Origin of the sequence: Kineococcus lubricus (assembly GCF_050871965.1) — a bacterium.
Classification (GTDB): Bacteria; Actinomycetota; Actinomycetes; order Actinomycetales; family Kineococcaceae; genus Kineococcus.
Genome location: NZ_JBJLSK010000013.1, coordinates 45,384 through 58,786, shown reverse-complemented (window position 1 = coordinate 58,786; position 13,403 = coordinate 45,384). Strand labels below are relative to the sequence as shown.

The following is a 13,403-nucleotide window of genomic DNA, read 5'->3' as shown; positions in this document are numbered from 1 at the left end:
CGGGACTCAGAACGCGGCGGGGTCGGTCCCGGCGCGCACGCCCTGGCGCTGCGGCGCCTGCTGGGCCTGCTGCTTGGCCTGCTCGGCCGCGAGCGCCTGCGCGTACTGCTCCTTCACCTGGTCCATGTCCAGGGCGCGGACCTGCTCGATGAGCTGCTCCAGGGCCGGGCCGGGCAGGGCGCCGGGCTGGCCGAAGACGGGGATGCCGTCGCGGTAGGCCACCAGCGTGGGGATCGAGGTGATCCCGTAGCGGGCCGCGAGCTGCTGCTGCTCCTCGGTGTCCACCTTCGTGAACGTGATGTCCTCGTGCGTGTTCGACGCCTGCTCGAACACGGGCGCGAACTGCTTGCACGGGCCGCACCAGTCGGCCCAGAAGTCGATGAGGACGATGCCGTCCTTCACGGTCTCGTCGTGCGTCTCCAGGGTCATGGCCTGAGTGCTCATGCACCCCCCAACCACGGCGGGCCCGCAGACCTTCCCGCACCCGGTGCCCGCGCCCGGCCCGCCGCTCGGCCCGCCGCTCAGCCCGCGCTGACGAGCCGGTAGCCCATGCCGCGGACCGTCTCGAAGCGGCCGGCGCCGAGCTTCCTGCGCAGGTACCGGACGTACACGTCGACGACGTTGGAGCCGGGGTCGAAGTCGTAGCCCCACACCGAGCTGAGCAGCTGCTCGCGGGACAGGACCTGGCCGGGGTGGCGCAGGAACGCCTCGGCGAGGGAGAACTCGCGGCTCGACAGCGCGACGGAGCGGCCCGCGACGGCCGCGGTCCGGGTCAGCAGGTCCAGCTGGAGCTCCCCGGCGGTGAGCACCGTGACCTCGGTCGCCCGGTCGTCGCGCAGGCGCAACCGGATGCGCGCCAGCAGCTCGGCGAACCGGAACGGTTTGGTGACGTAGTCGTCCGCGCCGCCCTCCAGCCCGGCGACGGTGTCGTCCACGGCGTCGCGGGCGGTGAGGATCACGACCGGCAGCGTGTGCTTGTCCGCCCGCAACCGGCGCAGCACCGTGAACCCGTCGAGGCCGGGCAGGCCGATGTCGAGGACCAGGAGGTCGAACAGGCCGGTGGAGGCCAGGCCCAGCGCCGTCCGGCCGTCGGTCGCGATGGTCGTCGCGTAGCCGCCGGCGCGCAGGCCCTTCTCGACGAACGCCGCGATGCGGGCCTCGTCCTCGGCGATCAGGATGCTGGTCACGGTTCTCCCTGAGGGCCGACGGGCACGGGGCGGGTCCCCGCGGGTGGGGCGGACGGGGCGGTCTGGGCCGGGTGCAGCGGCAGGACGAGGGTGAACGTCGAGCCGACGCCGGGGGTGGAGAGCACCTCGACCCGGCCGCCGTGCGCCTCGGCGATCGCGGTGACGATCGACAGGCCCAGCCCGGAACCCTCGACCCCGCGGCCGGTCGCGGCCCGGCCGAAGCGCTCGAAGATGCGGTCCAGGTCGCCCGGTTCGATCCCGGGGCCGTCGTCGCGCACGTGGAACCGCAGGTGGGTCCCGTCGACTGAACTGCCCAGCGCGACCAGGTCACCGTCCCGGGTGAACTTCACGGCGTTCGAGACCAGTTGCAGCAGAGCCTGGGTGAGCCGCTGGGAGTCGCCCACGACGGTGGCCTCGGCACGTCCGTCGATGCGCCAGCGACGCTCGCCCAGCGGTACGACCTTGTCGAGCACGTCGTCCAGCAACCGCCCGGCCTCCAGCTGGCCGGGGCGCACGAAGTCGGGCCGGCGGGCTTTGGCGAGCAGGGTGAGGTCGTCGACGAGACGGGTCATGCGCGCCAGCTCGTCCAGCACGAGGGCGCGGGTCTCCTCCACGTCGGCGGGGTCGGCGGGGTCCAGGAGTTCCAGGTGCCCCTGCACGATCGTCAGCGGCGTGCGCAGTTCGTGCCCGGCGTCGTCGAGGAACTGCCGTTGCGTCTCGAAGGAGCTCTCCAGGCGTTCCAGCATGCCGTTGAAACCCCGCGCGAGGTCGGCGACGTCGTCGTCGCCGTGGACGGGGACGCGGTGGGAGAGGTCGTCGGCGCCGACGCCCGTCGCCGCCGCGTGCAGGTGGTCCAGCGGACGCAGCAGCCGGACGATGACGAGGTACCCGACGGCCGCGACGAGCAGCAGCGCCCCGACCGCGGTCACGGCGAAGTTGCGGGTGTTGTCCTCCACGACGGCGTACTCGGGGACCAGTTCGTGCCCCACGACGTAGACGCCGTGCGCCGGCTGCGCGGGGTCGGTGGGGGCCACCGTGACCGGGACCGCGCTCAGGACGATCCGGCCCGCGGAGGTCGTCACGGTCGTGGTCGTCACCGGTGAGTCGGGGGTCAGCCGCGCGGCGACGGCCCGGACCTCGGCGGTGTTCAGCTCGAACGGGCGGACCGCGGAGGCGTACGTGGGCCCGCCGACGACGATGCCGAGCGCCGTCTCGTGCTCGTCGGAGAGGTCGCTCTCGATCTTGGCGCGCAGCAGGTCGGCGACGGAGGTGAAGGGGCGCCCGGTCCGCGGGTCGATCCCGGCGGCGGCGAAGGCGCGCAGCTCCTCGATCTCCTGGCTGATGGAGGCGTCGACCCGTTCGTCGGTCGTGCCGCGCTGCACCACGACCGAGACGGTGCCGGTGAGGCCCAGGCCCAGGCCCGCGGCGGCCAGCACCGCGATGAGGACCTTGGCGCGGACCGTGCGCAGCAGGCGGGGACGGCGCGGGCGGATCACTCGTCGTCGTCGCCGGAGTCGTCCCCGTCCCCGTCCCCGTCGTCCCCGTCGTCCCCGTCCTCGTCGTCGTCGCCCGGGTCCCCGTCGAGGTCGTCGGAGTCGTCGGAGTCGAGCTGGACGGCCCCGGCGGGCGGGACGTCGACGAGGGCGCCGGGGGCGGGCGGGGGTGCCGGCGGCGGGGGAGCGGCGGTGTCGGCCGGCGGGGCTGCGGGGGGCGCTGCGGGGGGTGCTGCGGGGGGCGCTGCGGGGGGCGCTGCGGGGGGCGCGGAGGACGCGGCGGGGGCGGAGGCCACCACCGGACCGCCGGAGTCCGCGCCGGGTTCGTCGGCCCACGCCATCGACAACCCCAGGGACAGGACGCCCACGGCGCCGACACCGAGCAGGCCCACGGCCACGGGAGTTCGCACGGCCCCAGTGTCACCGCCGGCCGGGGCCGCGGTCATGAGCGGCGGGTGAGAACCCTCTCACGATCGGCTCACGGTCCCCTCACCCCGCGTCCCTAGCGTCGGCCCCCAGCAGTCACCCGGAGTCCACCGACCGAGGAGCCACCGTGACCCCCTCCCCACCCCGCCGTCCCCGCGTCGCCCTCTACGGCCACGACACCTGCGGGCTCGGGCACCTGCGCCGCAACCTGGCCCTCGCCGCCGCGCTGCGCTCCGGGCCGACCGCCCCCGACGTCCTCGTCCTCACCGGATCGCCCGCCGCGCAACGGTTCCCCGTCCCGGCCGGGGTCGACACCCTCGTGCTGCCCTCGGTGCGCAAGGACGCCGACGGCGGCTACGCCGCCGGCGCCCTCGACGTCCCCCTCGACGCCGTCGTCGGGCTGCGGGCCGCGACCCTCACCGGCGCCCTCACCGCCTGGGAACCGGACCTGCTCGTCGTAGACAAGGTCCCGCGGGGTTTCGGCGGGGAACTCGAACCAGCGCTGGACGCCCTGCGCCGCACCGGCCGGACCCGCACCGTCCTGGGCCTGCGCGACGTCCTCGACGGACCGGCCGCCACCCGCGCGCAGTGGCACCGGGACCGCGGCGACGAGGCGCTGGAACGCTGGTACGACGAGGTGTGGGTCTACGGCGACCCCGCCGTCCACGACCTGTGCCGCGACCTCGCGCTGCCCCCGCACCTGGCCCGGCGCACCCGCTTCACCGGGTACCTCGCGGCGGGCCGCCGCACCGGGGCCCCCGCGCCCAGCGGGTCGCACCCGCGCACCGTGCTGGCCGCCGTCGGCGGCGGCGTCGACGGGGCCGGCCTGACCCGCACCCTGCTGGCCACCGAGCTGCCCCCCGGGACGCGGCTGGTGCTGCTGCCCGGACCGTTCGCCCAGCCCGACGTCCGCGCCGAGCTGGACCGGGCCGCGGCCACCCGCGACGACCTCGACGTCGTCGCCTTCACCGACGCCTTCCCCGACTGGGCCGCGCAGGCCGACGCCGTCGTCTGCATGGGCGGGTACAACACCGTCGCCGAGGTCCTGGCCACCGGCACCCCCGCCCTCGTCGTCCCCCGCTGCCGGCCCCGCCGCGAGCAGCTCGTCCGCGCCCGGGCCATGGCCCGCCGCGGGCTGCTCGACCACGCCCGCGACCCCGGCCCGGCCGAACTGGCCCGCTGGATCGCGCGCGCCGTCCACGGCGACCTCGACCACGCCGCCGCCCGCGGCCGCTGCGACCTCGACGGCCTCGGCGCCGTGCAGCGCCTGGGCCGTGAACTCCTCGAAACCCCCACCGACCCGACGGAGGCCCGCCGTGCGAGCTGAAGGAACCACCACGGGGTACGTCGTGAAGATGTACCCGCGCTTCTCCGAGACGTTCGTCGTCCGCGAGATCGCCGCCCGCGAGGCCCAGGGCGAACGGATCGCCGTCGCCAGCCTGCGCGCCCCCACCGACCCGCGGTTCCACGCCCTGCTCGCCGGGGTCCAGGCCCCGGTCACCTGGATCGGGGAGAACGGGGGACGGTCCAGCCAGGCGCTGTGGCCCCTGCTGGGCCGCGCCGCCGGCCTGCCCGGCTTCACCGCGACCCTGCCCGAACTGCTCGCCGAGGACGTCGACGTCGCCGCCCAGGCCGTCGGGGTCGCGCTGTGGGCGCACGACCTCGGCATCGGGCACCTGCACGCGCACTTCGCGACGCTGGCGGGCCGCACGACCCGGCTGGCCGCGCGGCTGCTCGGCACCGGGTACACCGTCACCGCGCACGCCAAGGACATCTACGTCCCGCCCGCCGACCCGGCCGTCCCGGCGCGGGTCCTGGCCGACGCCGCGGCCGTCGTGACCGTCAGCGACCACAACGTCCGGCACCTCGCCGCCCACCACCCCGCCGCCCGGGTCGTCCGCGTCCACAACGGCCTCGACCTCGACGAGCTGCCCTACCGGGCGCCCGTGGGCCGCGAGCGCCTCGTGGCCGCCGTCGGCCGGTTCGTCGAGAAGAAGGGTTTCGCCGACCTGCTGGACGCCGTGCGGGTCCTGCGCGCCGCGGGTGACCCGGTGCGGCTGGTGCTCGTCGGCGCGGGCCGTCTCGACGGCGAGCTGCGCGCCCGCGCCGCCGGGCTCGGGGCCGCGGTGGAGTTCACCGGCCCGCTGCCGCAGCACGACGTCGTGGCTCTGCTGCACCGCGCCGCCGTGTTCGCCGCGCCCTGCGTCGTCGCCGGGGACGGCGACCGCGACGGGCTCCCGACGGTGCTGCTGGAGGCCATGGCCCTGGGCACGCCCGTCGTCTCCACGCCCGTCACCGGGATCCCCGAGGCCGTCCTGGACGGCATCACCGGCACCCTCGTCCCCAGCCGCGACCCGCAGGCGCTCGCGGGTGCGCTGCGGCGGGTCCTGGACGACCCCGAGCTCGGCCGGGCCCACGCCCGCGCGGCCCGGGCCCGCGTCGAGCAGTTCTTCGACGTGCGGGTCCAGGCCGCCCGGCTGCGGGAGGTCACCCGCGCCGTGGGCTGCGCCGCACCGGTGGGGGTGGGCTGATGCGCGTCGTGTTCGCCAGCCTCGACCCGGGGGTGCCGGTGTTCGGCGGCAAGGGGTGCTCGGTGCACGCGCAGGAGGTCCTGCGGGTCCTGGCCGGCGCCGGTCACGACGTCCACGTGGTGACGACCCGGCCCGGCGGGACCCCGCCCCCGGACCTGGCCGCCGTCACCGTGCACCCGGTCCCGCTGCCGCCGGCCGCCGGCCGCGCCGAGCGCGAGGCCGACCTCGTCGCCGCCGACGGGCGGCTCGGGCGCGTCGTCGCCGGTCTGCTCGACGGTCGCCGCGACGGCCTGCTGTACGAGCGGTACGCGCTGTTCGGCTGCGCGGCCCAGGAGACCGCCCGCCGCCTCGCCGTCCCCTCCGTCCTGGAGGTCAACGCCCCGCTGCCCCTGGAGCAGCGCGAGCACCGCGGCCTGCACGACGTCGCGGGCGCCGACGGACGGACCCGCCGGGCGCTCACCGCGGCCGGGCGGGTCGTGGCCGTCAGCTCCGCCGTCGCCGGCTGGGTGCGGGCGACCGCACCGGCGCCGGACGTCCTCGTCGTCCCCAACGGGGTCGACACCGACCGGTTCGTCCCGCGCCCGCGCACCCCGGACGGGCGGCTGCGGGTGGCGTTCGTCGGGGGTTTCCGGCCCTGGCACGGCGTGGACCTGCTCGTCGAGGCCGTCGGCGGGACGCCCGCGGCGGGGGAGGTGGACCTGCTGCTCGTCGGGGACGGGCCGCAGCGCGCCGCCGTCCTGGACCGCGCCGTCGCGCTCGGGATCGCGGTCCGGGCGCCGGGAGCGGTCGACCCGGCCGCGGTGCCCGGACTGCTGGCCGGGGCGGACGTCGCCGTCGCCCCGTACCCGGTGGGCGCGCGGTACTTCTCCCCGCTGAAGGTCGCCGAGTACCTGGCCGCGGGGGTCGCCACGGTGGCCGCCGCCGTGGGGGACCTGGCCGCGACCTACCGCGACGGGACCGAGCTGCTGCTCGTGCCGGCCGGGGACCCCGGCGCGCTGGCCGCCGCCCTGCACCGGCTGCACACCTGCCCGGGCCTGCGGCGGGACCTGGCCGCCGCGGGCCGGCGGGCCGTGTGCGAGCGCGGCACCTGGGCCCGCGTCGTGGACCGGTCGCTGGCCGGGCTGACGGCGGTGGCGGCGTGAGCGGGCAGCGGGCGTCGTTGCGGCGCACCGTGTCCCTGGTGGCGCCGCACACCCGCGGGTCGCGCCCGATCGCCGCCGGGGGGCTGCTGGCCCTGCTGGGGGAGGTCGCGTTCCGGCTGGCCGAACCGTGGCCGCTGAAGGTCGTCATCGACCACGTCGTCCCCGTGGCCGCCGGGGCTCCCGGCGCGGGGGCGAGCACGTGGCGGGTCCTGGTCCTGGCCGGGGTCGCCGTCGTCGTGCTGGCCCTGGGGCGTGCCGTCTGCGCGTACCTGACGAGCGTCGCGTTCGCGATCGTCGGGTCCCGGACCACGACGTCGCTGCGCGCGGAGGTCCACTCCCGGCTGCTGCACGCCGCGCCCGGCTTCCACGCCACCTCCCGCGCCGGGGACCTCGTCACCCGCGTCGTCTCGGACGTGGGCCGGGTCCAGGAGGCCGCGATCACCGCCGGGCTGCCGCTGGTCGGCAGCCTCGTGACGTTCGCCGCGATGGCCGTCGTCATGGTCGTCCTGGACCCGCTGCTGGCGCTGGCCGTCGTGGCCGTCGCGCCCCTGCTGCTGCTCACCGGCCGCCGCAGCGGGCGGCGGATCACCGCCGCGAGCCGGCAGCAGCGCCGCCGCGAAGGGGCGCTGGCCGCCGACGCCACCGAGGCGTTCGCCGGGATCGGGCTCGTGCAGGCCTACGACCTGCAGGAGCAGCAGGTCCGCACCTTCGCGGCGGCCAACGAGCCGAGCCTGCGCGAGGGCGTGCTGGCCCGGCGGCTCGCGGCCGGTCTCGAACGCCGCGTCGACGTGCTGGTCGGCGTCGCGACGGCCGTCGTGCTCGTCGTCGGCGCCTGGCGCGTCAGCCACGGCGCCCTGAGCGTCGGTGAGCTCGTCGTGTTCCTCACCTACCTCAAAGCGGCGTTCCGGCCCGTGCGCGACCTGGCCAAGCACACCGGGCGCATCGCCCGCGCCGCCGCGTCGGGGGAACGGGTCGTGGACTGCCTGGAGCGGGCCGAGGCGCTGCCGGAGACCCCGGGCGCCTCCGGGCTGCGGCGGCTGCGGGGGTCGGTGCGCTTCGAGGGCGTCCGCGTCGAGCGCACCCCCGGCGTCCCCGTCCTCGACGGGGCCGACCTCGTCGTGCACCCGGGGGAGCGGGTCGCGGTCGTCGGCCCGAGCGGGTCGGGCAAGTCGACGACCCTGCACGTGCTGCTGCGGCTGCTCGACCCGTGCGGGGGCCGCGTCCTGATCGACGGGCACGACCTGACCACGTTGCGCCGCAAGGACGTCCGCGACCACGTGGCCGTCGTCCTGCAGGAGCCGGTGCTGTTCGCCGGGACGGTGCGCGAGAACGTGCGGCTGGGGCGGCCGGGGGCCGACGACGCCGCCGTCGAGCGGGCCGTGCGCCTGGCCGGCGCCCACGGTTTCGTCGCGGCGCTGCCGCAGGGGTACGACACGGTCGTCGCCGAGCGCGGCAGTTCGCTGTCCGGTGGGCAGCGGCAGCGGCTGGCGATCGCCCGGGCCCTGCTGCGCGACCCCGGCCTGCTGCTGCTCGACGAACCGACCACGGGGCTGGACGAGGCGTCGGCGGGCGTCGTCCTGGACGCCCTGGAACGGCTCGCGGCCGGGCGCACCACGATCCTCGTGACGCACGACGCCTCCCTGCTGGACCGGTGCGACCGGGTCGTGGAACTGCGCGACGGGCAGTTCCGGACGGTCCGCGTCCGGCGGCCGGAGGGAGTCCTGCGGTGAGCGGTGCGGAGGAGCGGTACGACACCCTGCTCGTGCGGGGTGAACCGGACCTGCCGGGGCTGGCGACGATCCTGGACCCCGGCCGGTTGCGGGCCTGGACCGGGTTGCCGCGAGCGCGGGTGGACCGGTTGCGGCACAAGCCGTCCACGTCGCTGCGCGCGGCCCTCGACCCCGGGGACGGCGGGCCGTGGTGGCTGCTGACCGCGCACTCGCCGTCGTCGTGGCGCAAGGCCGGCAAGGACCTGCGCGCGGCGGTCGGGGCGCCGGTCCGGGTCGGGGAGGACCTGCGGCTGGTGCTGGTGCCCGCCGCCTGCGACCGGGCGCTGCCCGCGGTGCGGTCCCTCGCCGCGCGGGCCCGCACGGTCGCGCACAACCCGGCGCGCCGGGCCGTGCTCCACGGAGCCGACGGCGCGACGGTGACGAAGGTCCACGCCGACCCCGACACCGTCGGGCGCAGCCTGCGGGCGGGGCGGGCGCTGGACGCCGTCGGGGTCCGGGTGCCGCCGGGCCGGGCCGACGGCCCGCACGTGGTGCACGCGCCGTGGCTGCCCGGGCGGGCCGCCACGGCCGACGACACCGCCGCCGTGACCGGCCTCGTCGGCCGCTGGGCGCACGCCGACCCCACCGGGCTGCCCGAGCTGGGGCCGGCCGACCTCCGCGGCGCCGTGCGGCGGGCCGCCGCCGGCACCCCCGCCCTCGACGCGGGGTTCGGGGACCTGCTGCGCCGCACGGTGTCCCGCTGGTGCGCCGTCGCGGCCGACGACCCGGCCCTGGCCCCGGCGGTGTTCGCGCACGGCGACCTGTCCCCGGACCAGCTGCTGCACCACGACGGCGGCTGGGCCGTCCTGGACGTCGACCGGGCCTGCCGCGCCCCGCGCGGCTGGGACCTGGCCTGCTGGGACGCCGCGCTCACCGCGACCGGCGCCCGCCCGGCGGAGGCGGCCCCCGCGGTGCTCGTCGCGGCTGCCGCGCTGCTGCGGGCCCCCGAGCCGTTCCGGCGGCGGCGGCCCGGGTGGGCGGCCGCGACCCGGGCGCTGGTGCAGCGGGCCGCCTGGGCGGTCGACGGGGCGGTCGACGGGGCGGTGGGCGCGTGAGCGCGGTGACGTGGCGGCGGGTGTGGCCGCGGCGGTCGGGGGATCCCGCCGCCGGGCTCGTCCTGGAGGGGAACGCGTCCGGGCGCGTCGTCGCGGGCACTGCGGCCGGCCCCGGCGCCCCCGTCCGGGTCCGCCCCCACGACCCCCGATTGCCCGACCCCGCGCCCTTCGGCGGGGAGCTGATCGCCCACCGGTTCGGCAAGCGGGCCGTGCTGCGCCGCCCGGACGGGTTCGTGAAGCTCGCCTCCGCGCGGGCCACCGCGATCGCCCTGGCCCGGCACGCCGAGCTGCGCCGGGCGCTGCGCGACGTGCCCGGCGCCCCCGACCTCGTGGAGGTCCTCGGCGCCGCCCCCGGCGTCCTGCACCTGCGCGCCGCCACCGGCCCGGACTTCACCACCGTCCTCACCTCCGGTGCGGCGCAGGCGAACCGGGTCGCCGGGGAACGCGCCGCGCAGGCTGCGGCGGCGCTCGCCGCCGCCTGCGCCCCCGGCCTCCCCGTCCACGACCTGACCGCCGAGGTCGCCACGCTGCACCGGTGGGTGGGCGACGCCACGGCCTTCGGGGTGGCGCCGCCCGCGCTGGCCGCGGCGGCGCGGGACGCGGTGCGGGCCGTGCAGCACCTGCCGCCGCGCCCGCTCGTGCCCGCCCACCGCGACCTGCACGACGGGCAGGTGCTGCTCGGCGAGCGCGTCACGCTGCTCGACGTGGACACCGCCGCGCTGGCCGACCCGGCGCTGGACGTCGCGAACCTGCTCGCCCACCTCGACCTCGCCGCCGCCCGCGGGCAGCGCACCGCCGCCGCCGCGGCCGAAGCGGGGGTGTGGGCGGGGACGGCGGACGCGGGAGCGGGCGCGGACCCGGCGCGGGTGGCGGTGCTGCGCCGCCTCGCGCGGTGCCGCGTCGTCGCCGTGCACGCCTTCCGCGGTCTGGCCCCGGCCGCCGCGGCCGAGCTGCTCGCCTGACCCGCCCGGGCCGGCCCTGGGACAGTGGGGACGTGTCGCGCCGCCCCCGCCTGCTCCCGCTGATCGTCACCGTCCTCGCGCTCGCGGTGATCGCCGTGGCCGCCGACCTCGCGGCCCGCACCTGGGCGACCGCGCGGGTGGCGCAGGAGGTCCGCCGCGAGTACGGCCTGTCGGAGGACCCGAGGATCACCGTCGCCGGGGGGTCGTTCCTGTGGCAGGCCGCCCGCGGCCGGTTCGAGGACGTCACCGTGACGGTCGCGCGGGTCAGCACCGGCTCCGTCGACCTGCGCGACGTGCGCATCCGCGTCCCCGAGGTCGACGTGCCGCGCAGCGTCCTGACCGGCGGCGCGGGCACGGTGGACGTCTCCGGCGGCACCCTGCGCGCGCGGGTGCCCTACGACCAGCTCGCCGACGACCTGTCCGTCGGGGGCCTGGACGTGGCCCTGGCCCGCGCCGGCGACGCGGTCCGCGCCTCCACCGGCGTCGGGGTGTTCGGGCTGCGCGTCGACCTCGCGGTCACCGGCCGCCCCGTCCTCGACGGCGACTCGGTCCGCCTCGAACCCCTGGAGGCGGAGCTGGCGGGGGCCCGCGTCCCGCTGGCGCGCGCCGAGCAGCTGCTGGAGGCCGCCGGGTTCGGCGGCTGGTCGTTCCCGCTGCGGGGGATCCCGGCGCAGGTGCGGCTGGAGACGCTGCAGGTGGCCGACAGCGGGCTCGTCGTCACCGGCTCCCTCACCCCCGGCGCCCACGAGGTCGGCTGACGCGCGGGGGCCCGCAGCAGGGTCGGGGAGGACCTTCGAGGAGGGACGTGCCCGTGACCGGGCCCAGCGTGCTCGACGTCTCGCCCGTCATCCCCGTCGTCGTCCTCGACGACGCGGGCACCGCGGTCCCGCTGGCGCGGGCGCTGCTGTCCGGCGGGATCGGTGTCGTCGAACTCGCCCTGCGCACCGCGGCGGCGCTGGACGCCGGGGCGCGGTTCCTCGTCAGCCCCCGCACGACGCGCCCGGTCGTGGGGGCCGCCCGCCGCCGCGACGTCCCGCTGCCGGCGGGGGTGGCGACCGCCTCGGGGGCGCTGCCGGCGCTGGGGGTGGACCTGCACGAGCTGACGTCCGTCCCCGCCGGCTACCTGGACCCGGTGGACCTGGCGGACCCGGCGGACGTGGGGTGCGTCGGGGGCCACCGGATCACCCCGCCCGACGGGTTCGCGCGCCGGGACTCCGGCCGCGTCGAGGAGCCGGCCCGGGCGGCGGTCGCCCTCCGCTGAGGCCGCGTGGGGGCGTGGCAGGATCGGCGCCGTGACCTACACCGCAGACGCTGGACGTTACGACGCCATGCCCTACCGCCGCTGCGGACGCAGCGGTCTGGAACTGCCCGCGCTGTCGCTGGGGTTCTGGCACAACTTCGGCGACGACAAGCCGTTCCAGACCCAGCGCGACATCACCCGCCGCGCCTTCGACCTGGGCATCACCCACTTCGACCTGGCGAACAACTACGGCCCGCCCTACGGGGCGGCCGAGACGAACTTCGGCCGGCTGTTCCGGGAGGACTTCAAGCCCCACCGCGACGAACTGGTCATCTCCTCCAAGGCCGGCTGGGACATGTGGCCCGGCCCGTACGGGGACCGCGGTTCCCGCAAGTACCTGACCGCGTCCCTGGACCAGTCGCTGCAGCGCATGGGCCTGGACTACGTCGACATCTTCTACCACCACCGCCCGGACCCGGACACCCCGCTCGAGGAGACGATGGGGGCGCTGGACGCCATCGTCCGCTCGGGCAAGGCGCTGTACGTGGGGATCTCCTCGTACGGTCCGGAGCGCACGCTGCAGGCCGCGCGGATCCTGCGCGACCTGGGCACGCCGCTGCTCATCCACCAGCCCTCGTACTCGATGTTCAACCGGTGGATCGAGTCCGGCCTGCTCGACGTCCTGGAGGCCGAGGGGGTCGGGTGCATCCCGTTCACGGCGCTCGCGCAGGGCCTGCTGACGAACCGCTACCTGAACGGGATCCCCGAGGACTCGCGTGCGGCGCAGGGCAAGTCGCTGGACCCGAGCATCTTGAACGAGGAGACCCTGCGGCGCATCCGGGGTCTGCAGGAGATCGCCTCCGGGCGCGGCCAGACGCTGGCGCAGCTGGCCCTGAGCTGGACGCTGCGCGACCGCCGCATCACGACCACCCTCATCGGGGCGAGTTCGGTGCAGCAGGTCGAGGACAACGTCGCCGCCGTGGCGAACCTGGAGTTCACCGACGCCGAACTCGCCGCGATCGAGGAGTTCGCGGTGGACTCCGGGGTCGACCTGTGGGCCGGGGCCCGCGACGGCGGGGAGGGCTGACCTCCCCGCACGAACCCGGCTGACCCCCCGGGACCCCGAGGGGGTCAGCCGAGTTCGGCCGTCGACGGCGGACGCGCCGACCGCTTGGTCACGAACGCGATCACCAACCCCACGAAGGCCAGGACGCCGTGCAGGGTGGTGATCGGCCACGCCAGGTTCAGCGCGGTGTCGCCCGACCCCTCGCTGGACAGGCCGTAGGCGAACAGGGCGGCGCACACCACGAACAGGGCGAGGCCGTACCCGCGGGCCCGGAGCGCCCCCGTGCGTCCCAGCACGCCCAGCACCCCGAGGACGAGGTGCACCGCGCTGGACGCCGGGTTCACCGAGAACCCCACGACCTGCTGCTCCTGGCTGCCGCCGGTCCAGTCGCCGAACCCGGACACCGCGAAACCCGCCACCCCCAGGACGATCAGCAGGACCCCGACGATGAGCGACAGGTGCTGCCCCGCCGTGGTGCGCGGGCGGGCCGGCCCGCTCGAACCGTGCTCGTTGGTGCTCATGCGGAGTCGCT

The 13,403-nt window shown here is 77.2% G+C and carries 14 protein-coding genes; 9 read left to right on the top strand and 5 right to left on the bottom strand.

Going from position 1 to position 13,403, the window contains the following annotated elements:
• Positions 1-6: 6 nt before the first annotated feature.
• The 4 genes from trxA to ACRYRX_RS11570 all read right to left on the bottom strand — a co-directional run bounded on the left by trxA (position 7) and on the right by ACRYRX_RS11570 (position 3,090).
• The gene (gene trxA / locus ACRYRX_RS11585) at positions 7-444 is read right to left on the bottom strand and encodes a thioredoxin (protein WP_432512080.1); all 438 of its coding nucleotides are present in this window, start codon (positions 442-444) and stop codon (positions 7-9) included.
• Positions 445-521: 77 nt separating this feature from the next.
• Positions 522-1,187 (bottom strand): response regulator transcription factor, encoded by a 666-nt coding sequence (locus ACRYRX_RS11580; RefSeq protein WP_432512079.1) that lies wholly within the window; start codon positions 1,185-1,187, stop codon positions 522-524.
• Complete coding sequence (locus ACRYRX_RS11575; RefSeq protein WP_432512078.1) at positions 1,184-2,683, bottom strand: sensor histidine kinase; 1,500 nt, start codon at positions 2,681-2,683, stop codon at positions 1,184-1,186. The genes ACRYRX_RS11580 and ACRYRX_RS11575 overlap by 4 nt, the downstream gene beginning before the upstream one ends.
• Entirely contained in the window at positions 2,680-3,090 is a 411-nt protein-coding gene (locus ACRYRX_RS11570) for a hypothetical protein (protein WP_432512077.1), read from the bottom strand. The genes ACRYRX_RS11575 and ACRYRX_RS11570 overlap by 4 nt, the downstream gene beginning before the upstream one ends.
• 143 nt (positions 3,091-3,233) lie before the next feature.
• On the opposite strand from ACRYRX_RS11570, the gene ACRYRX_RS11565 reads away from it, so the two are divergent.
• Genes ACRYRX_RS11565 through mgrA form a run of 9 tightly spaced genes read left to right on the top strand, consistent with a single transcriptional unit; the run spans position 3,234 to position 12,892 of the window.
• Positions 3,234-4,433: a glycosyltransferase family protein gene (locus ACRYRX_RS11565; protein WP_432512076.1), complete on the top strand. Its 1,200-nt coding sequence runs from the start codon at positions 3,234-3,236 to the stop codon at positions 4,431-4,433.
• Positions 4,423-5,637 (top strand): glycosyltransferase, encoded by a 1,215-nt coding sequence (locus tag ACRYRX_RS11560; RefSeq protein ID WP_432512075.1) that lies wholly within the window; start codon positions 4,423-4,425, stop codon positions 5,635-5,637. The genes ACRYRX_RS11565 and ACRYRX_RS11560 overlap by 11 nt, the downstream gene beginning before the upstream one ends.
• Positions 5,637-6,779, top strand: coding sequence for a glycosyltransferase (locus ACRYRX_RS11555; protein ID WP_432512074.1), 1,143 nt, complete (start codon positions 5,637-5,639; stop codon positions 6,777-6,779). The genes ACRYRX_RS11560 and ACRYRX_RS11555 overlap by 1 nt, the downstream gene beginning before the upstream one ends.
• Positions 6,776-8,509, top strand: a complete 1,734-nt coding sequence (locus ACRYRX_RS11550) for an ABC transporter ATP-binding protein (RefSeq protein ID WP_432512073.1) — start codon at positions 6,776-6,778, stop codon at positions 8,507-8,509. The genes ACRYRX_RS11555 and ACRYRX_RS11550 overlap by 4 nt, the downstream gene beginning before the upstream one ends.
• Positions 8,506-9,603 (top strand): hypothetical protein, encoded by a 1,098-nt coding sequence (locus ACRYRX_RS11545; protein WP_432512072.1) that lies wholly within the window; start codon positions 8,506-8,508, stop codon positions 9,601-9,603. Before ACRYRX_RS11550 ends, ACRYRX_RS11545 begins: the two co-directional genes overlap by 4 nt.
• On the top strand, positions 9,600-10,565 hold the full coding sequence (locus tag ACRYRX_RS11540; protein WP_432512071.1) for a hypothetical protein: 966 nt from the start codon (positions 9,600-9,602) through the stop codon (positions 10,563-10,565). The genes ACRYRX_RS11545 and ACRYRX_RS11540 overlap by 4 nt, the downstream gene beginning before the upstream one ends.
• 32 nt (positions 10,566-10,597) lie before the next feature.
• Positions 10,598-11,323, top strand: coding sequence for an LmeA family phospholipid-binding protein (locus tag ACRYRX_RS11535; RefSeq protein WP_432512070.1), 726 nt, complete (start codon positions 10,598-10,600; stop codon positions 11,321-11,323).
• A gap of 53 nt (positions 11,324-11,376) precedes the next feature.
• On the top strand, positions 11,377-11,826 hold the full coding sequence (locus tag ACRYRX_RS11530; RefSeq protein ID WP_432512069.1) for a beta/alpha barrel domain-containing protein: 450 nt from the start codon (positions 11,377-11,379) through the stop codon (positions 11,824-11,826).
• A 31-nt stretch (positions 11,827-11,857) separates the two neighbouring features.
• Positions 11,858-12,892: an L-glyceraldehyde 3-phosphate reductase gene (gene mgrA / locus ACRYRX_RS11525; RefSeq protein WP_432512068.1), complete on the top strand. Its 1,035-nt coding sequence runs from the start codon at positions 11,858-11,860 to the stop codon at positions 12,890-12,892.
• 44 nt (positions 12,893-12,936) lie between these two features.
• Here mgrA and ACRYRX_RS11520 read toward each other — a convergent pair whose 3' ends face one another.
• Positions 12,937-13,392, bottom strand: coding sequence for a DUF4383 domain-containing protein (locus ACRYRX_RS11520; protein ID WP_432512067.1), 456 nt, complete (start codon positions 13,390-13,392; stop codon positions 12,937-12,939).
• Positions 13,393-13,403 lie beyond the last annotated feature (11 nt).